The 18,728-nt window shown below is 71.7% G+C and carries 17 protein-coding genes and 1 riboswitch; of the genes, 7 read left to right on the top strand and 10 right to left on the bottom strand.

What is annotated here, in order from left to right; all coding sequences use genetic code 11:
• Positions 1 to 18 precede the first annotated feature (18 nt).
• From OO014_RS06270 to OO014_RS06260, 3 genes are all read right to left on the bottom strand, one after another.
• Complete coding sequence (locus OO014_RS06270; RefSeq protein ID WP_272461430.1) at positions 19 to 2,469, bottom strand: heavy metal translocating P-type ATPase; 2,451 nt, start codon at positions 2,467 to 2,469, stop codon at positions 19 to 21.
• A gap of 119 nt (positions 2,470 to 2,588) precedes the next feature.
• A complete protein-coding gene (locus OO014_RS06265; protein ID WP_272461429.1) occupies positions 2,589 to 3,722 on the bottom strand; it encodes a sensor histidine kinase in 1,134 nt (377 codons plus the stop codon).
• A gap of 5 nt (positions 3,723 to 3,727) precedes the next feature.
• Positions 3,728 to 4,468: a response regulator transcription factor gene (locus OO014_RS06260; protein ID WP_272461428.1), complete on the bottom strand. Its 741-nt coding sequence runs from the start codon at positions 4,466 to 4,468 to the stop codon at positions 3,728 to 3,730.
• A 154-nt stretch (positions 4,469 to 4,622) separates the two neighbouring features.
• Between OO014_RS06260 and OO014_RS06255 the strand changes: the two genes are divergently transcribed.
• The 3 genes from OO014_RS06255 to OO014_RS06245 all read left to right on the top strand — a co-directional run bounded on the left by OO014_RS06255 (position 4,623) and on the right by OO014_RS06245 (position 7,547).
• Positions 4,623 to 4,877, top strand: a complete 255-nt coding sequence (locus OO014_RS06255; RefSeq protein WP_272461480.1) for an SHOCT domain-containing protein — start codon at positions 4,623 to 4,625, stop codon at positions 4,875 to 4,877.
• Between the two features lie 139 nt (positions 4,878 to 5,016).
• Positions 5,017 to 7,167: a SpoIIE family protein phosphatase gene (locus OO014_RS06250; protein WP_272461427.1), complete on the top strand. Its 2,151-nt coding sequence runs from the start codon at positions 5,017 to 5,019 to the stop codon at positions 7,165 to 7,167.
• Positions 7,164 to 7,547 (top strand): STAS domain-containing protein, encoded by a 384-nt coding sequence (locus OO014_RS06245; RefSeq protein ID WP_272461426.1) that lies wholly within the window; start codon positions 7,164 to 7,166, stop codon positions 7,545 to 7,547. The genes OO014_RS06250 and OO014_RS06245 overlap by 4 nt, the downstream gene beginning before the upstream one ends.
• A gap of 244 nt (positions 7,548 to 7,791) precedes the next feature.
• Here the strand turns inward: OO014_RS06245 and OO014_RS06240 are convergent, their stop codons facing one another.
• From OO014_RS06240 to OO014_RS06225, 4 genes are all read right to left on the bottom strand, one after another.
• Positions 7,792 to 8,475, bottom strand: a complete 684-nt coding sequence (locus tag OO014_RS06240) for a DsbA family oxidoreductase (RefSeq protein WP_272461425.1) — start codon at positions 8,473 to 8,475, stop codon at positions 7,792 to 7,794.
• Positions 8,476 to 8,577: 102 nt separating this feature from the next.
• On the bottom strand, positions 8,578 to 9,360 hold the full coding sequence (locus OO014_RS06235) for a C40 family peptidase (protein ID WP_272461424.1): 783 nt from the start codon (positions 9,358 to 9,360) through the stop codon (positions 8,578 to 8,580).
• Positions 9,359 to 9,524, bottom strand: a riboswitch (cyclic di-AMP (ydaO/yuaA leader). It overlaps the preceding gene by 2 nt.
• A 215-nt stretch (positions 9,525 to 9,739) precedes the next feature.
• Entirely contained in the window at positions 9,740 to 10,477 is a 738-nt protein-coding gene (locus OO014_RS06230; protein WP_272461423.1) for a metal-dependent transcriptional regulator, read from the bottom strand.
• A gap of 4 nt (positions 10,478 to 10,481) precedes the next feature.
• Complete coding sequence (locus OO014_RS06225) at positions 10,482 to 11,732, bottom strand: MFS transporter (protein ID WP_272461422.1); 1,251 nt, start codon at positions 11,730 to 11,732, stop codon at positions 10,482 to 10,484.
• Between the two features lie 244 nt (positions 11,733 to 11,976).
• Here OO014_RS06225 and OO014_RS06220 point away from each other — a divergent pair, with 244 nt between their 5' ends.
• Positions 11,977 to 13,113 (top strand): hypothetical protein, encoded by a 1,137-nt coding sequence (locus tag OO014_RS06220; RefSeq protein WP_272461421.1) that lies wholly within the window; start codon positions 11,977 to 11,979, stop codon positions 13,111 to 13,113.
• A gap of 140 nt (positions 13,114 to 13,253) precedes the next feature.
• On the opposite strand, the gene pdxH is transcribed toward OO014_RS06220, so the two are convergent.
• Positions 13,254 to 13,940 carry a pyridoxamine 5'-phosphate oxidase gene (gene pdxH / locus OO014_RS06215; RefSeq protein ID WP_272461420.1) on the bottom strand — a complete coding sequence of 229 codons (687 nt, stop codon included), beginning with the start codon at positions 13,938 to 13,940 and terminating at the stop codon, positions 13,254 to 13,256.
• A 58-nt stretch (positions 13,941 to 13,998) separates the two neighbouring features.
• On the opposite strand from pdxH, the gene OO014_RS06210 reads away from it, so the two are divergent.
• Complete coding sequence (locus OO014_RS06210; RefSeq protein WP_272461419.1) at positions 13,999 to 14,403, top strand: hypothetical protein; 405 nt, start codon at positions 13,999 to 14,001, stop codon at positions 14,401 to 14,403.
• A gap of 116 nt (positions 14,404 to 14,519) precedes the next feature.
• Here the strand turns inward: OO014_RS06210 and OO014_RS06205 are convergent, their stop codons facing one another.
• Positions 14,520 to 15,149, bottom strand: coding sequence for a pentapeptide repeat-containing protein (locus OO014_RS06205; RefSeq protein WP_272461418.1), 630 nt, complete (start codon positions 15,147 to 15,149; stop codon positions 14,520 to 14,522).
• Positions 15,150 to 15,265: 116 nt separating this feature from the next.
• On the opposite strand from OO014_RS06205, the gene OO014_RS06200 reads away from it, so the two are divergent.
• Positions 15,266 to 16,387 (top strand): citrate synthase 2, encoded by a 1,122-nt coding sequence (locus OO014_RS06200; protein ID WP_272461417.1) that lies wholly within the window; start codon positions 15,266 to 15,268, stop codon positions 16,385 to 16,387.
• Positions 16,388 to 16,594: 207 nt separating this feature from the next.
• Here the strand turns inward: OO014_RS06200 and OO014_RS06195 are convergent, their stop codons facing one another.
• A complete protein-coding gene (locus tag OO014_RS06195; protein WP_272461416.1) occupies positions 16,595 to 17,479 on the bottom strand; it encodes a hypothetical protein in 885 nt (294 codons plus the stop codon).
• Between the two features lie 325 nt (positions 17,480 to 17,804).
• Here OO014_RS06195 and serC point away from each other — a divergent pair.
• The coding region (gene serC, locus OO014_RS06190) for a phosphoserine transaminase (RefSeq protein WP_272461415.1) at positions 17,805 to 18,728 on the top strand (924 nt) is incomplete at its 3' end.

Genomic DNA, 18,728 nt, shown 5'->3' with positions numbered 1-18,728 from the left:
TACTCTCGCCCACGACCCTCACCGTTCGACAAAGGGTCCATGAAGGTCTGGTGAAGGCGTCGGCTCCGGCGTCGGCAGCGGCAGCCGCTTGAGCATCAACGCATTGACCGCGACGATGAAGCTCGACCCCGACATCGACAGGGCCGCCACCTCCGGTCGCAGCGTCACGCCCCAGGCGGCGAAGACTCCCGCAGCGATCGGCAGGGCCACCGCGTTGTAGCCGACGGCCCAGCCGAGGTTCTGCCGCATCTTGCGCAGCGTCCCCCGCCCCACCCGCAGCGCCGTCGGCACGTCGAGCGGGTCCGACCGCATGAGGACGACATCGGCCGTCTCGATGGCCACGTCGGTGCCGGCACCGATGGCGATCCCGAGGTCCGCCTGAGCCAGGGCCGGCGCGTCATTGACGCCGTCGCCCACCATGGCGACCGAGCGGCCCTGCTGTTGCAGCTCGCGGATCTTGTCCGCCTTGTCGCCCGGCAGCACCTCGGCGATGACCGTGTCGATGCCCAGCTGACCGGCGATCCGCTCGGCCGTCGACTGGTTGTCACCAGAGAGCATCACGACCCGCACCCCGAGCTCGTGCAGGGCCCGGACCGCGTCGGCGGACGTCTCCCGAGCCGCGTCGGCGAGCGCGATCACCGCGACCGCGACGCCGTCGATGCCCACGAGCACCGCCGTCTGTCCCTGGCTGGCCAGCTCGTCGCGCCGGGCGAGGATCCCGCCGAGCTCGACGCCCTCGGCCTCCATCAGCTTGCGGTTGCCGACGACGACGCGGCGCCCGTCGACGTCCGCGACGGCACCGTGGCCGGGAACGTTGCGGAAGCCCGAGGCCACCCTGGCCGGGAGACCGAGCCCAGCGGCATACGACACCACGGCTGCCGCGAGCGGGTGCTCGGACTCCTTCTCCACGGCGGCGACGAGAGGCAGGACCTCGGACTCGTCAGCCCCGTCCGTCACCACCTGGGTCACCTCCGGCGCGCCCTTGGTCAGCGTGCCGGTCTTGTCCATGACCACCGTGTCGATCCGGGCGGAGCTCTCGAGCGCGGTCGCGTTCTTGAAGAGGACGCCGCGGCGAGCGCCGAGGCCGGTGCCGACCATGACGGCCGTCGGGGTCGCGAGGCCTAGCGCGTCGGGGCAGGTGATGACGACGACGGTGATGGCGAAGAGCAACGCGACCTGGACGTCGGCGCCGATCCCCAGCCACGTCAGGAAGGTGACGAGACCGCCGACCAGAGCGACGAGCACGAGCCAGAAGGCCGCCCGGTCCGCGAGCCGCTGCCCGGGCGCCTTGGAGTTCTGCGCCTCCTGGACGAGCGCCACGATCTGCGCCAGTGCGGTGTCGGAGCCGACCTTCGTGGCCCGCACACGCAGGGTGCCCGTGGTGTTCATCGAGGCGCCGATGACCTCCGAGCCGGGCGACTTCGAGACCGGCAGGCTCTCGCCGGTGACCATCGACTCGTCGACCTCGGACTGCCCTTCCTCCACGAGCCCGTCGACGGGCACCTTGCTGCCGGGACGGACGAGGACGAGGTCGTCGACGACGACCTCGGCCGTCGGCACCTCGACCTCATCGCCGTCACGCAGGACCGTCGCCATCGGGGGCGCCAGGTCGATGAGGGTGCGGATCGCCTCGTTCGCACCGCCGCGGGCCCGCATCTCGAACCAGTGCCCGAGCAGCACGAACGTCGTCAGCATCGCGGCGGCCTCGTAGAACACCTCTCCCCCGCCGGTGAGCGTGATGTAGACGCTGTAGAGCCAGCCGGCGGCGACCGCGACCGCGACGAGGACCATCATGTCGAGCGTGCGGTTGCGCAGCGCGCGGACCGCCCCGTCGAAGAAGATCCAGCCCGAGTAGAAGACGACGGGCAGGCTGAGGACGAGGCCCCACACGTCGTCGCGCAAGCCGAAGGGCGCTGCGACGCCGAAGCCCAGCATGTCGCGCCCCATCGGCGACCACAGCGTGATCGCGACCGACAGCACGGCAGCGACGATGAACCGGTTGCGCATGTCGCGCACCATGTCCTCCATCGACATGCCGGCGTGGCCGCCGTGACCCATCAGTTCGTGCGGCGAGTGCATGGCGGGCGCCCCCGCCGCGTGCTCCCCGTGACCGGCGGGATGCGGTGCCGTATGCCGCTGGGCTCGCTCCGGCTCCACCGTGTGAGTCCCGTGGGCGGCCGCGTGAGCGGGGGCGGGGTGGTGGTCGTGATCGTGCGCACCGTGCTCCATCGGTGGGCACACGTGGGTCGGCAGGGACTCTCCGGCGCAGTGGTACCCGCACTCGCGCACCCAGCCGGCAAGTTCCTCCACGCTCGTCCGAGCGGGGTCGAACTCCACCGAGGCGGTCTGGGACACGGCGTTGGCCGTGACCGCGGCAACGCCCGGCCGCTGGAGGAGTGCCTTCTCGATTGCGGGCTCGGACGTGGCCCAGTGCAGGCCGCCCACGTGCAACACCGTCTGCGCAGTCATCGTGACTCCCTTTGTCGGCTCCGTCGCTTCACGGTACCCCCTGGGGGTATATGCGACAACTGCTCGAGGTCGCTGCGCATTCCCGTCGTCGCGCCACCCGCCCGTTCAGGGGCCGACTCTCAGTGCGGCAGGCGGGTGAAGACGGGCAGGCTCAGGGTGAAGGTGGAGCCCTTGCCCGGCCCCGGGCTGGACGCGACCAGGCTGCCCTGGTGGGCGTCGGCAATGGCCCGGCTGATCGTCAGGCCGAGCCCGGAACCGCCCCGGTCCCGATCCCGAGCGGTGTCCCCCCGGTAGAACCGCTCGAAGACGTGCGGCAGCTGCTCCGCGGGAATCCCGTCGCCGGTGTCGCTGACCGAGATCTCGACGGCGTCTGCCACGACCTGCGCCGAGAGCCGAACCGAGCCGCCGTGGTGGGTGTGGCGCAGCGCGTTGGCCAACAGGTTGTCGAGCACCTGCCCCATCCGCCTCGGGTCGACGTCCACGTCGACATCGGGACACTCCTCGACCTCCCCGATGAACTCGATCCCCTCCCTGGCGAAGGCCTCCCGTCGGGCCTGCCCGGCCGACCAGAGGAGGTCGCGGACCGACGTCGGAGACCGTTCGAGAGCAAGCCGGCCCTCCTCGGCGCGGGACACGTCGTCGAGGTCGGCCGCGAGGCGCGCCAGGCGTTGGGTCTGCTGCGTCATCACCCGCTCGGTGTCGTCGTCCCACGTGGTCACGCCGTCGCGCAACCCTTCGCAGTAGATCGTCAGGGTCGCGATCGGGGTCCGCAGCTCGTGGGCCAGGTCCGAGAGCAGCCGTCGTCGGGTGTCCTCGGTCTGCTCGAGCTGGGTGGCCATGAGGTTGAAGGCTCGACCGAGCTCCTCGAACTCGGCCCCCGAGCCGAACTCGCCGACGCGGGCGCCGAGGTGCCCGCGCGAGACCTCGCGAGCCGCCCTCGACAGCGCCCCGAGCGGCGCCTGGAGGCGCCTGGTGACGTACCACGTCACCGCCGCAGCACAGACCAGCGCGATGACCAGCGCGACGCCGAGCGAGACGAACGAGGCTGCGCGGTAGGCCTCCTCGATGTGGGCCAGCTCCGGGGTGTTGGGCCCGTGCCCGGCCTGGAGCATGTGGTGGTGGAAGAGCGGCGGCCCCACGAAGGCCGCGACCAGGCCGGCTGTGATGACACTGGCGCCCAGCACGAGGACCTGCGCGAGCATGAGCCGCGGAGCCAGCCCGACCCTGACACCTGCCGACGTGCTGCTGCGCATGCTCGTCAACCCCGGCCCATGCGGTAGCCGACCCCGCGCACCGTCTCGACGTAGCGGGGGGCCGCGGGGTCATCGGCGAGCTTGCGGCGAATGTGGCCGACGTGGACGTCGACGATGTGCTCATCCCCCACCCAGGCGATGTCCCACACCTCGTCGATCAGCTGCCGGCGGCTGAAGGCGTACTTGGGGCGGGCCGACAAGACGTCGAGGATGTCGAACTCGGTCCGGGTGAGCTCGACCGGTCGCCCGTCGACGGACACCTTGCGGCCGGCCGGGTCGATGGTCAGGTCGCCGAAGAGCCGCGCTGGTTCCTCGGACCCGGGGCGCGGAGCCACCGCGGACCCGGCCCGCTGGCGGGGGCGCCGCAGCACCGCCTGGACCCGGGCGACCAGCTCGCGCGCGCTGAACGGCTTGGTGATGTAGTCGTCGGCACCCACGGAGAGGCCGATGATGCGGTCGACCTCATCTCCTCTTGCCGTGAGCATGAGGACGTAGCAGTCGGAGAAGGTTCGCACCTGACGACACACCTCGACGCCGTCCAGCCCCGGGAGGCCGAGGTCCAGCACGATGACGTCGGGGTCGAGCTCCCGGGCCGTGGCGACGGCGTCGGGACCCGTGAAGGCCTCGGACACGGCATACCCGGCGCGTGCCAGGTAGGTGCTGACCATCTGCGCGAGCGGACGCTCGTCGTCGACGACGAGGACGCGCGGGGCAGAGGCTGGCTGCGAGGGCGGCGCGGGGTGCATGGCGCAAGTCTGCCGCGCCGCGTCCGCCGGCGATCACATCTGCCCCGTTTGGGCGGAACTTCGTCAAACCTTCATGGAATCCTCGCGGTCCCCAGACACGCCCGGTGGAGCATGGACGATGAGATGGTCCGGTCCTCGAGAGGAGGCAACGTTGATGTGGGCACCCTGCTGTGGCTACGGCGCCGAATGGTGGATGTGGGGCCTCATGCTCCTGGGCACCATCGGCTTCTGGCTGCTCGTCGCCTACGTCGTGCGCGCGGTCGTCCTGGGTGGCCGTCCGGCTGAACGGAGGTCGGCGACGCCGCCGATCGACGAGCCGCTCCGCCTGCTCGACGAGCGGCTCGCGCGCGGGGAGATCGACCTCGAGGAGTACCAGCGGACCAGGAACGTGCTGCGCAACGCCCACTGAGCGCTCGGGCTCCATCGTCAGCCACCGGATGTCCCTGGAGGAGGCCCCACTGAGCCCCGGCTGGCCGTTGCCGGCGGCGCGGTTGTACGTCCCGCCCCAATTCCTCGTGCAGCGCCGCCCATGTCCCTAGGCTCGGCCTGTGACGGTGACCTCCCGGGCCGCGGGGTGGAGGCGGGCGATCACGGGCGAGCGCGCCCGCTGGTTGGTCGTCGTCGCCGTCGCGTACTACCTCGGGGCCCGGCTGGGGCTCCTCCTGTCCCTCGTCGAGGAGAACGTCACCCCGCTCTGGCCACCCACGGGCATCGCCGTCGCCGCCTTCGTGATCCTCGGGCGCCGGTTCTGGCCTGCCGTCGCCGTCGCCGCGTTCGTCGTCAACCTCCCCGTCAGCGAGGGGCTCCTGCCCGCACTGGCCACCGCGGCCGGCAACACCCTGGCCCCACTCGTCGCCGCGCTGCTGCTCGAGCGCCTCGGATTCCGCAGGCAGCTCGACCGCCAGCGCGACGCGCTCGCCATCGTGCTCGTCGCCATCTGCAGCACCGTCATCAGCGCCACGATCGGCTCGCTCGCACTGGCCTGGTCCGCGGGCATCCCAGCCGGCCAGCTCCCGGCGACCCTGGCCGTCTGGTGGACCGGCGACGCCATGGGAATCCTCATGGTGACCCCCTTCCTCCTCAGCGTTCCCCTCTTCCGGGAGCTGCCCTCGTGGCCGGTGCGCCAGTGGATCGAGCTCTCCGCGATCCTGCTCGTCGTCGTCGTCGCCAGCTCGTGGGCGGCGCAGAGCCTCCAGGTCATATTCCTCTCCCTGCCCGTGGTGGGCTGGGCGGCCTGGCGCTTCCAGCTGCGCGGGGCCGCCCCCGCCGCCCTCCTTGCCTCGGTCGTCACGACGTTCTCGGCGAGCCGGGGGCTCGGCATCTTTCGTGGCCGACCGCTGCTCGACCAGATGCTCGCACTGCACACCTTCAACGCCTGCATCGCGCTCACCTCCTTCGTCCTCGCCGCGCTGGTCAGCGAGCGCAACTCCGCCACAGCGGCCCTGCAGCAGGCGGCGGCGGACCTCGAGGCCCGGGTCGAGGTGCGCACCGCGGAGCTGTCGGCTCTCAACGAGCAGCTCGAGACCGAGATCCGCGAGCGGTTCGAGGCCCAGGAGCAGCTGACCCAGGAGGAGGCGCGGGCCAAGCGGGAGCACGACATCGCCGAGACGCTGCAGCGCAGCCTGCTGCCGCCGCAGCTCCCAGTCGTCCCCGGGATCGAGGTGGCGGCCCGCTACGTCCCGGCGACGAGCGACGTGCAGATCGGCGGGGACTGGTACGACGTGCTCCAGCTCCCCGACGGAGAGGTTGGTCTGGTGATCGGCGACGTGGCGGGGCACGGTGTCTCTGCCGCCGCCACGATGGCCCAGGTCCGCATGGCGTTGCGGGTCTACGCCCTCCAGAACACGTCGCCGTCGTCGGTGCTCCACAGCGTCCACGGCCTCGTGTCCCAGCTCCCCATGCCCGAGATGGTCACACTGCTCTATGCCGTGCTCGACCCGCGCACCCGCCGGCTGCGGGTCGCAAGCGCGGGGCATCCCCCGGTGCTCACCTTCGACGCCGCAGGGGCCCACTATCTCGAGGTCGGTCTCGCCCCACCGGTCGGGGTCACGGCCGAGGCCTACTACGACGAGTCGACGCACCTGCTCCAGCCCGGTTCCACGCTGCTGCTCTACACCGACGGGCTCGTCGAGCGGCGCGGCACCTCGATCACCCACGGCCTGGACCGGTTGCGTGAGGCGGCCGCAGCCGTGGCCGCCGAGGACCTCGAACGGCTCTGCGACCACCTCCTCGCCTCGATGATCGAGCCGAGCCGAGTCGCCGACGACGTGGCCCTGATCGCGGTCCGCCCCCAGGCGGTCCCCTCGGGCCCCTTGCTGGTCACCGTCCCCGCCGAGGCCCGGATGCTGTCCCAGGCCAGAGGATCACTCCGGCAGTGGCTGCGTGACGCCGGCGTGGGTGCCGACGACGAGACCGACATCCTCGTTGCCTGCGGGGAGGCCTGCGCCAACGTCGTCCAGCACGCCTACGCGACCGCCCCCGGCGACCTTGTGCTCGAAGCCCGTATCGACGACGACCTGTTGCAGATGTGGGTGCGCGACCGCGGACAGTGGCGGGTCGAGTCAGACCGGGGCGGCGGCGGCTGGGGCCTCAAGCTGATGCAGGCCCTCGCCGACACCGTCGACGTCCGCCGCACCGGCGACGGAACGGTGGTGCACCTCAGCCGCCGCGTCAGTATCGGCGCCCAGGACGGAGGATGACTGCTTTGGCGCACATCACCTCTCACGAACACTCCGGCCGGGTCCGCCATGTCCAGGTCCGCGGAGACATCGACCTGGCCAACGTCGGGGAGGTCAGGCAGGCCATCACCAGTGCCCTGGCCGACGATCCGACCCGGGTCATCCTCGACCTGCGGGGCACCACCTACCTCGACAGCGCCGCCATCGCGATGCTCTTCCGCCTCGCCCAACGCCTCGGCCACCGGCGCCAGGACCTCGCGCTCGTCGTCCCTCCCCGCTCGCCCATCCGCGCGGTGCTCGAGCTGACCAGCCTCCAGACCGTGATCCGCCTCCACGACACCCTCGAGGAGGCCTCTGGAGGACCCACGTCGGCGAACCCCACCGGAGCGGGAGGCGCCTGACCCGCGTGCCCAGCCCAGCGGCATACGGCCATGTCACCGGCGGCCCCTACGGTCACGGCATGCTCGAGGCCCCGCCACCCACGGCGACGTGCCCCCACGTCTTCACTCCCGGCACCGCGGCGCGTCTGCGCGCCAGCCTCCGCGAGTGGCCCGCCAGACCGGCGCAGGCACGGTGTGCCTGGTGCGGTGGGCTCGTGGACCTGCGACGCTGGGTCGCTCCGGCGCCCGCGCCGGACGACGCAGGTCAGCCGCCCTCGGTGACCACGCCCCGCAGCAGCGCCAGGTAGTCGTCGACCGAGCGTGCCCCGGTGAGCGCCGCCCGGCCGTTGGCCAGGAGGAACGGGACGCTCGTGACCCCCATGGACCGGGCCAGCTCCTCGTCCCCACGCACGTCGTCCGCATAGTCCGAGCCCGCCAGCACCGCGGCCACCCGACGCTCGTCGAGCCCCGCCTCCGCCGAGAGCCGCTGGAGGACCTCGTGGTCGTCGATGGCCAGCCCCTCGCTGAAGTGCGCGGCATGGAAGCGCTCGTAGGCGGCGGACTGGAGGGCCGGGCCACCCATCTCGAGCGCCAGCGCGCACAGCCGATGCCCGTCGAAGGTGTTGGCGCGCACCGCCGTGTGCCAGTCGAAGCTCAGGCCGTCACCCACGGCGACGTCGCTGACGTGGGCGTTCATGAGGCGACCGCCTTCGACGCCGCCGCCGTACTTGCGCCCGAGGTGCTCGGCGACGCCCAGACCCTCACCGACCGGCACCTGCGGGTCCAGCTCATAGGAACGCATCCGCAGCGTGACGTCATGCGGGCGCTCGAAGGCCGCGATCGCCGCCTCGATCCGCCGCTTGGAGATCCAGCACCAGGGACAGACGAGGTCCGACCAGAGCTCGAGGGAGACGGGGGTGGTGGACTCGGCTGCGGACTGGTCGGTCATCGCTTCAGTCTTGCACGGGCGGTTCCTCCGGGCCCGCGATGGCCGGACGCGACGAGGCCCCCACCACGTCGGTGAGGGCCTCGTCGCGACAGACGAAGGGGCTCAGTAGCGGCCGTAACCCTGGGGGGTCGTCCAGATCGAGTGGTAGCCCACGACGGTGCCGGGGCGCTGCGCGTCGATCATCCGGCCCGGGCTGACGTAGATGCCCACGTGGTAGGCCGGGTAGCCGAAGAAGACCAGGTCACCAGGCTGCGGAGAGCTCACCCGGGTGGCGGACGCCTGCTGCTGAGAAGCCGTGCGCGGGATGGTGATGCCGGCCTGGCGGTAGACCCAGGACGTGAAGCCGGAGCAGTCGAAGCCGCTCGGGGTGTTGCCACCGTAGACGTAGGGGACGCCGATCATCGACTGGGCGATGCCCACGATCCCGGAGGCGGACGGCGCCGGGTCGGAGAGCGGGGTGCGCTCGGTCGTGCGCGAAGCGCGCTCCGCCGCCTCGCGGCGCGCCTCCGCGGCCTGGGCGGCCTCTCGCGCGGCGCGCTCCTTCTCGACGAGGACGTCCTTGATGACGATCGGCTTGACCGTCTCGGCCTGCGACGTCGCGGCCTTCTCGGCGAAGCCGATGGCGTTGAGCGCGCTGGCCGCCTTGAGGGTCGCCACCTGCGGGCCGACGACGGCAGCGCTGCTCGGAGCCGCGTTGACCGGCGCGGCGGCCTGGCTGTCGGCAGCGGCCGGCTGGGCGAACGTGGCGACGAGACCACCGGAGGCTGCCACGATCGCGGCACCCTTCACGGCCGGCTGCGCCGACTCCTTGGCGATGACCTTGAGCTCCGACAGCGGGTTGTAGCGACCGGGGGCGCGGTGACGCCCGGCAACGTTCTGAGCCACGTGCTACCTCTCGACGCCTGCGAGGTGAGCTGTCGGGTTCGGGTGGGAGGTACTACCCGGCCCTCGCTCGGACCCGAAGGTCCTCGGAGGACTTCACCCCAAGGGCGTCTCACGACGCCCGGAGAAGTGGTTCCCCCGCTCCTGCCATGCGGTGTGTGACGAGCCCCGGTCCGGCGGCAGGATTTGGCGATCCGGTCCAGAGCACCCACCCCTTCAGAGCGAGCCTGCTCAAACTATCCAAACCCCCTGCGGTTGTCACGCCCCGGTCACGACTTGGGGACAACTTTCTCGGGAGGTGGCTCGGGGGTGGCGCGGGGGGCGCCTCAGGGGCCGGCTCGGCGGGGCGGGCTCAGGGTCCCGGCCGGAGCCGGCCTGAGCGTCAGGCCGGCCGGGGCGCGGCCGTCGTGGCGGCGGGCTCGCCGGTCTCTCGCTGGCCGAAGACGTGGGCCGCCACGTCCTCCGGCAAGGAGACGCCGGTCGACCGGTCCGTGCCCTCGCGACAGGCGACGATCCGGCCCTCTTCGAGGACGACCGAGACGCGCCCCCCCGGCACCAACCCGGCCGACGTCAGCAGGCCGAGGGCCTCCGGGTCGACCTGCACCGGCTCCCCGATCCGCCGGATGGTCAGCGCCACCGGCTCGGCCCCCGCGGCCTGGGTCAGCGGGACGAGGCCGGTGCGGAAGTCCCCCGACACGTCGAGACCGAGCTCCTCGAGACCGGGAATCGGGTTGCCGTAGGGCGATTCGCGCCCGTCCTGGATGAGGCTGAGGATCTTGCGCTCCACCTTCTCCGACATGACGTGCTCCCATCGGCACGCCTCGTCGTGGGCGTACTCCCACTCGAGCCCGATGACGTCGACGAGGAGCCGCTCGGCGAGTCGGTGCTTGCGCATCACGCGGGTCGCGAGCAGGCGACCCTCGTCGGAGAGCTCGAGGTGGCGGTCGTCGGTCACGCTGACGAGACCGTCACGCTCCATCCGGGCAACTGTCTGCGACACCGTCGGGCCGGAGTGGCCGAGCCGCTCGGCGATCCGCGCCCGGAGGGGGATGATGCCCTCCTCCTCCAGCTCGAAGATCGTCCGGAGGTACATCTCTGTGGTGTCGATGAGGTCGGTCACTGTCCTACTCTCTCAAAGAATCCTTCGTTGCCCCGGCTCGCCGCGTCGGGTCGTGACGGGGCACCCAGATGCGCAGCCACACCGCGCCGGCGACCGCGCCGATGCCGAGGGCGACCGAGGCGGCGCCGAGCGTCATGATGGCGCTCAGCCCTGACAACGCGAGGGGACCCGCTGCTCTTCCCACGTCCGCGCACAGGCGCCACCCCCCGAGGAACTGGGCGCGCCCCTCGGCGGGGGACGCGTCGGCGCCGAGCGTCATGATGAGGCCGGCCCCCAGGCCGTTGCCCAGGCCGAGCACCGTGGCTGCGGCCGTGACGGCGACCAACGTCGTGCTGAGGGGCAGCAGCGCCATGCCGAGCCCGAGGACGAGCATGCTGGGCACGGCCGCGGCGACGCGCCCGTGGCGGTCCATGAGCCAGCCGGACGGGTAGAACAGCAGCATGTCGACGGCGCCGGAGACCCCGAAGACGAGCGCGGTCTGGCTCGGGGACAGCCCGACCGACTCGGCCCAGAGCGGCACGAGTGCCTCGCGGACCGTGCGCGCCCCGGAGACCCACATGGCGCCGACTCCGAGCGTCAGCAGGACCGTGCGGTGCTCGACGAGGACCGAGACCACCGACCGTTGGCGGACCGGTTGCCCGTGGCCGCTCCGCCGCGTGATGTCGGGGGCGACGAGGACGAGGACGAAGGCCGCCAGACTCGCCCCGGCGCCGACCACGTAGGCAGCCGCCACGTCCCAGGTGGCGACGACCAGCGCCCCCAGGAAGGGGCCGACGAAGTAGCCGATGCGGTGGACACCGCCCAGTGTGGAGAGCGCGCGGGCCCGCATCCGGACCGGGACGGCCTCGGTGAGGTACGCCTGCCGGGCCAGGCCGAAGAGCGACGCGGCCAGACCGATCACGACGACGCCGGCGAACAGCATGGCGAGGGACCCGGCGGTCGCCGACAGGGCCATGCCGCCCGCCTCCACGAGTGCTGCGACGAGCAGTGCCTTGCGCTCACCGATCCGCGCGGCCAGGGCGCCGGAGGGCAGGTCGCCGAGCAGGGTGCCCACGCCGAGCGCCGCGACGAGGAGCGCGGCGAGGCCGACCGAGGCGCCGAGCTCGCGCGCCGACACGGCGATGATCGGGGCAATGGCGCCCGTGCCCGTCGAGGCCAGGAGGGTCGGACCGTAGGCCGACAGCGCGATGGCCCGAAGGGTGGCGCGAGAGCCCTGCTCGGGTGTCGGCTCCGGCGTCGGAACGGGCACGGTCATCGTTCGCACCTTACGGTTCAGCGGGCGCCGTCTCACCAGGTGGCCACTTCTTGGTCACCTCGGCGGGCACGCCTCGTGCTCAACGGTCTCGGACGCGCCACGGCCCCCTAACGATTGCGCATCTGCGGTCGCCCGGCGCCCGATCCCCCAGAAACGATGAATCCGTGAACACTCCCGGTCAGCACCTCACGAGCGTGCCGTATGCCGCTGGGCTCGCTGCCCGGGTCGGCGCCGGCTGGGTGCCGTGACCCTTCCCGGGCCCACGGGGGCGGGCCCCCGGGTGGCCGTGCTGTTCACGTCGTGCCTCGTGGTCGTCGCGGGGTCCCTGGCGGTGTCGCTCGCGTCGGCCGTGTCCACGGTGGTGCTCGGCGTCGTCCTCCTCGGTGTCCTTCACGCCGTGCTCGAGCTGCGATACGTCGCGGGTCGGTTCTCCGGCCTCGCCCTGGGCCTCGGGCGGCCGTTCATGCGCCTCGTGGCCGTGCTCCTCGCGGGGATCGTCCTCAGCCGGCTGCTGGGCGGGCTGGTCGGCCGTCCGGCCAACGTCGCGGAGATCCTGCTCGGGTATGCGCTCGTCGCCGTGTCGATCCCCCGCGTGCTCGCCCGACCTCAGCGGGTGCCGGTGTGGGCGCTGACCGGCGTGGCCGCCCTCGCCTCGCTGCGGTGGCCCGAGGAGCACTTCGTCGCACTGGCGCACCTGCACCTCGTCACGGTTGTCGTCTTCCTCTGGGAGTGGTCACGGCGCCTCCCGTCGGCCCGGTCCCGACGCGCCTTCCGTGTCCTGCAGGCCGGCTGGGCCCTGGTCATCCCGGCTCTCATCGTGGCCGGCTGGGCCGACTCCTGGCTCGGGACGGATGCCACGTTCGTCCGAAGCCTCGTCGGCGACGGCCACTCCGTCGTCGCGGGGGCCCAGCCGCCCGGAGGGGTGGGCACCGTCGTCGGCACCCGCTTCCTCGCTGCGTTCGCCTTCCTTCAGACCATGCACCTGCTGACCTGGGTCGCGTTCTTCCCGCGCCACGCCCCCGACGCCGCGGCGGACCTCGAGGAGCGGCTGCCGTGGCTGACCGGTGCGCGGGTCTGGGCCATCGGGTTCCTCGGAGCCGCGATGTTCGCAGTCCTGCTCGTCAGCGACTACTCCACGGGGGTCGTGCTCCACGACGCCCTGGGCAGCCCACACGTCTACGTGGAGATCCCGCTCGTCCTCGCGCTCCTCGGTCGGCGCTGGTCGGGTGGCGGCCCTGACGATTCGGACGTCACCTCGCCCGACGGGGCGCAGCGCCGGGCCCTGATAACCCCTTGGCGGCCGGCGCCCCACCGACGTACGGTCGGGGTGAGCAGCAAGGAAGGAGGTGGTCCGCGAAGTGATTTCTTCCGGAACGTGTGAGGTGGCCACGCGATAGCCGCGTCCCCACCCGCACCAAGGATGAGTGCAGGGCAGTCCGACCCGGTCGGGCTGCCCTGTCTCCTTGTCCCGGAACCCCGAGCTCACCCCCCGAGCTCAGCCCCCGAGCTGAGGGCACGGGCTCAGGGCTGCCGGCGTGAGCGGGCCCAGGAGTGCGGGTCCGCCAGGTCGCCGTCACCGGTGCGGGTGAAGACGATCCGGTCGTGCAGTCGATCGACCCGCCCCGCCCAGAACTCCACCTCGTCACACCTGATCCGGTAGCCGCCCCAGAAGTCCGGCACCGGCATGTCGCCCGGCTCGCCCCGGTCGGGGAACCGCTCGAGCATCTCCTGCCAGCGCTGCTCCAGCTGCCCCCGCCCGGCAGCGGGCCGCGACTGGTCGGACGCCCACGCCGACAGCCTCGAACCATACGGCCGAGAGTTGAAGTAGGCCGCCACCTCCTCCCGGTCGACCGGCTCGACCAGTCCGCGGAACCGGACCGCGCGGTGCAGCGCGGGCCAGGTCAGCGTGGCGGCGATCCGCGGGTTGGCCGACAGCTCCTCGGCCTTGGTGGACTCGAGGTTGGTCACGAAGCCCGGACCACGCTCGTCGAGGAAGCGCATGAGGACGGTGCGCACGTTCGGCCGCCCGTCGGCATCCACTGTCGCCACGGCCATCGCCGTCGGCTCGGACCCGTCGTCACGCCCGGCGGCGAGAGCGGTGTCGACCCAGCTCCGGACGAGTGGGTACGGAGCCCCGGGCACGTCCGCCTCGAGCAGACCGTCCGCGGCGTCGACGGGGCCGGTGTGTTCAGGATCGGGTCTGGCCATGCCTCCAGACTAGGGTTCGGGGCAGGACCCGCGACCAGCGAGCGACGAGGAGTGACCCATGGCAGGCACGGGCAGGGCGGTCTCGAAGATCGTCAAGGTGGGCGCCAAGTACGGCCCCCAGATCTGGGTGGCGAGCAAGGCGTTGCGCGAGCCTGCGAAGGAGGCAGCGCAGAAGGTCATCGCGAGCGAGAAGGCGCGCAAGCAGGCGTTCGACCACGCGAAGTCGCTCTCGGACGGCAGCATCCTCAAGGTCTACGAGGGCGACCGGTCGCTCTGGATCGTCTTCAGCGGTGACACGGCCATCACGGTCTATCCGGTCTCCGCGACGCCGCTGCCCAGCCTGTTGCGGGGTGCCGACCTCACCAAGCGGATCCGCCCGACGGACCAGCTGACGGCGAAGGACCGGGCCAAGGACGCCGCGACCTCCGCCCTCCGGCGCGGAAAGCCCGGCGCCATCAACTGACCCCCCCACCTCGAGTGGCCCCGGCATCCACACCCCCCAATCTCGAGTGGCCCCGGCATCCACAGCAGGTCGTGACCTGGTCTGTGGACGGCGGGGCCACTCGAGGTGGGACGGCGTCAGTCCGCGATGTCGAGGCCGAGCTCCGCAGCGAGAACATCAGCCAGCTCGATCAGCTGGAGGCGGCTCACTCGCGCCCCCTTGAGCGCGGTCAAGCCACGCGGCGAACGCAGCGTCGCCCCGGAGAGGTCGAGAGCGGCATGCGACCCCCTCCCGAACTCCGGCTCGACGAGGGTGCACCCCTCGAAGCTCAGGCCGTCCACGGTGGCCTCCGCGAGGTCCAGCTCGGTGACGATGCAGTCGACGAAACGCACGTCCTTGAGCCGGGAGCCCCGCAGGTTGAGGAAGTCGACCTTGCCACCGGTCACGGTGACGTCCCGCCAGGTCGATCCCCACGCGGAGACGGCCGCCAGCCTGCAACCCTCGATCGTGACGTCGGCGAGGCTCGCCCGTGCCAGCGTGACGCCGGCTCCACCGACCCGCTCCCAGCGACATTCCGACCACCGCGACGACTCGAGGTGCACGTCGTCGAGGGTGCAGCCGGTGAGGGTGCACTCGAGGAAGGTGACCCCCTCGAGATGGGCGCGGCTCAGGTCAGTGCCATCGAAGCGGACGAGGTCGAAGTCCTCGTCGTCCCGGCCGGTGAGAACGTCGTGGGCGTAAGCCGATTGGTGCGCTGCTGACGGCATACGGTGAGTCTGTCAGCCCCGTCCGACGGCGACGGCCTGCGATGTGCAGAATGGCTGGTGGCCCACGCCGGGGTGGCAGACCACCGCGGTGCCCATCGAACCTGACAAGGACCGACATGGCAGACCACACACCCGACCCGGACTTCAAGCCAGGCCTCGAGGGGGTCATCGCCTTCGAGTCGGCCATCGCCGAGCCCGACAAGGAGGGTGGCGCGCTGCGCTACCGCGGCGTCGACATCGAGGACCTCGTGGGTCACGTGTCCTTCGGCAACGTCTGGGGCCTGCTCGTCGACAACAAGTTCAACCCTGGCCTGCCGCCGGCCGAGCCCTATCCGCTCCCGGTCCACACCGGCGACGTCCGGGTCGACGTCCAGTCCGCCCTGGCGATGCTCGCCCCGGGCTGGGGCTTCCGGCCGACCCTCGACATCGAGCCCGAGGAGGTGCGCGCCAACCTGGCCCGGGCTGCCGTGATGGCGCTGTCCTTCGTCGGCCAGTCCGCTCGCGGTCTCGACAAGCCGATGGTGCCGCAGTCCGAGGTCGACAAGGCCAGGACGATCACCGAGCGGTTCATGATCCGGTGGCGCGGCGAGCCGGACCCGAAGCACGTCGAAGCCGTCGACGCCTACTGGGTCTCCGCGGCCGAGCACGGCATGAACGCCTCGACCTTCACGGCACGCGTCATCACCTCGACCGGTGCCGACGTCGCCGCCGCCCTCTCAGGTGCCGTCGGCGCCATGTCCGGTCCGCTCCACGGCGGCGCGCCGTCCCGGGTGCTCCACATGCTCGAGGGAGTCGAACGCGAGGGCGACGCACTCGCCTACGTCAAGGGAGTGCTGGACCGGGGCGAGCGCCTGATGGGCTTCGGGCACCGCGTCTACCGGGCCGAGGACCCGCGGGCGCGAGTCCTGCGCGCGGCAGCGGAGCGGCTCGGGGCGCCCCGGTTCGAGACGGCCGCCGCGCTCGAGAAGGCAGCACTCGAGGAGTTGCAGGCCCGCCGCCCCGACCGGGTTCTCGCCACCAACGTCGAGTTCTGGGCCGCGGTGATCCTCGACTTCGCCGAGGTGCCACCGCAGATGTTCACCCCGATGTTCACCTGTGCGCGCACGGCTGGCTGGTCGGCGCACATCCTCGAGCAGAAGGTCACCGGTCGCCTGATCCGGCCGTCGTCGCGCTACATCGGCGAGGGTCCGCGCAAGCCCGAGGACGTCGACGGCTGGACCCCCGACCTCGCTCACTGATCGCCCACATGATCGCCCACTGATTGCCGCCGACCGGGCCGAGCCCGGCGGTGCCAGAAAATGCCAGAAAACCTGGATGCGTCGCCTCGAGGAGACGCATCCAGGTTTTCGATAGGCATGACCCCGACGCAGGCAGGCGCTTGCGACGCATCGAGGTCGACCCGACGCACAGCATGGAGCCGGGCCGTCGTCAGCGGTGGGGGCGGTTCAAGCGGCGTCGGCTGCGAGCTGCTCCCGGACCCGGCCTTCGATGAGCCGCAGGTCGTCGAGCTCGGCCATGACCAGGCGGACGAACCTCCAGTCCTTGCGCCGGACGGCGTCCTCGCGCCGCTTCTCGCGGAAGACCGCGTCCGGTCCCTCGTCACCGCAGTACTTGGCCTTGCCATCGACCTCGACGAGGACCCGAGTCCCGACGATCCGGAAGTCGGCCACCTTCTCCCCCTGGTCGGTCTCGACGCGGAACTGCGGCTCGACCTGCCAGCCGAGCTGGCGCAACCGGTGGCCGGCGATGCTCTCGCCAGGAGACTCGATCCGGCCGTCCGCGTGCTCCAGCATCGTCCGGACGGGCGCGATCTGCCGCGACCGGCCGAGCAGGTCGATCGCTTCGTCGAGGTCGCCTCGGTCCACCTTCCTGCCGTGCAGCGCGGCATCCGCCGCGATCAGGGCCGTCAGCGGCTCAGCCGCCAGGCCGGCCTGGACGATCGCGACCGCGAGCGGCACCCGGTCACTCTCGGGCACACCCCAGACGGCCCGGTGCAGCATCACCCCCGGCCGGCGCCGCGATGATCCGGCGGCGATCCGGGTCAGGTGGACGGTGCGCAGGTCGGCGTACATCACCGGCAGGCTCGCCCAGATCAACGCGGACTGGTGGCTGACCATGGCCCGGCCCTCGAACCGGTAGAACGCCGCCCGGGCAGCCAGCCGGTTCCAGTCGACGTCATCGGCCGGCGGTCGCGTCGCGTACCACCCGCGCACGAGCGGATGCGCCCGACCTTCGCCCACGGCGCGCGCGATCGCGTCGGAGTCGAGGCCGTGGCCCCGGGCCCAGGCCGCCGAGAAGACGTCACGCCGAGCGACATGCGACAGATCCATGCCCTCAGCCTCCCCATTCGCCGCCGCTGCCGCTCTGGCTGACCTCACACCTGTGGAGGACCGGTCAGGGCCCAAGGGGATGTGGACGGCCCGAGGTCAAGGCGATGCAATCCACCGACCCGACCCACCGCCAGAGCCCGGCCGGCACCAGGAACCCAGCCCAGCGGCATACGACACCCGCTCGTCCCGTGCTGTGGGCGTCCACACAGCGGTCGGCCGTGTTCAGCCACTGGACACCTACGGTTCAATGGTCCGGTGACAACGGCGTCACCCGTCAGCAACACGCCCGCCACCGCCCGCCGTGGCCCCACCCCAAGGTGAAACCGTGACCGACGCCCCCGCCAGCACGCCGACCATCACCATCCCGAGCGAGCTCATCCCGTCCGACGGCCGGTTCGGTTCCGGCCCGTCCAAGGTCCGCCCCGAGCAACTCGACCACCTCGCCAGCCTGGGCCGCACCGTCCTCGGCACGTCGCACCGCCAGGCCCCCGTCAAGAACCTGGTCGGCTCCGTCCGCTCCGGACTGCGCGACCTCTTCAGCCTGCCGGAGGGCTACGAGGTCATCCTCGGCAACGGCGGCTCGACCGCGTTCTGGGACATCGCCGCCTTCGGTCTCGTCCGCGAGCGCGCCCAGCACCTCGCCTTCGGTGAGTTCTCGAGCAAGTTCGGCAACGTGACGCACAACGCGCCGTTCCTCGGCGACTCCACGATCATCAAGGCCGAGCCGGGCACGCTGCCGACGGCCCGGGCCGAGGCGGGCGTCGACGTCTACGCCTGGCCGCACAACGAGACGTCGACCGGCGTCATGGCACCCATCCAGCGCGTCGAGGGCGCCGACGAGGACGCGCTCGTGCTCATCGACGCGACGTCCGGTGCCGGTGGCCTCCCGGTCGACATCGCGCAGACCGACGTCTACTACTTCGCGCCCCAGAAGTGCTTCGCCTCGGATGGTGGCCTCTGGCTGGCGCTCTTCTCCCCCGCTGCGCTGGCCCGGGTCGAGGAGATCGCCGCCACCGATCGCTGGGTGCCGGACTTCTTCAGCCTGCCGACCGCGATCGACAACTCGCTGAAGAACCAGACCTACAACACCCCCGCGGTCGCCACGCTCGCCATGCTCGACGCGCAGCTGCAGTGGCTCAACGGCAACGGCGGCCTCGACTGGGCGACGAGCCGGACCAAGGACTCGTCGAGCCGCCTCTACGAGTGGGCCGAGTCGACGTCCTACACGACGCCCTACGTCTCCGACCCG

This window comes from Intrasporangium calvum (assembly GCF_028446585.1).
GTDB lineage: Bacteria > Actinomycetota > Actinomycetes > Actinomycetales > Dermatophilaceae > Intrasporangium > Intrasporangium calvum_A.
The sequence above is the reverse complement of the archived record's forward strand: the minus strand, read 5'-3'. Positions and strand labels throughout refer to the sequence as shown.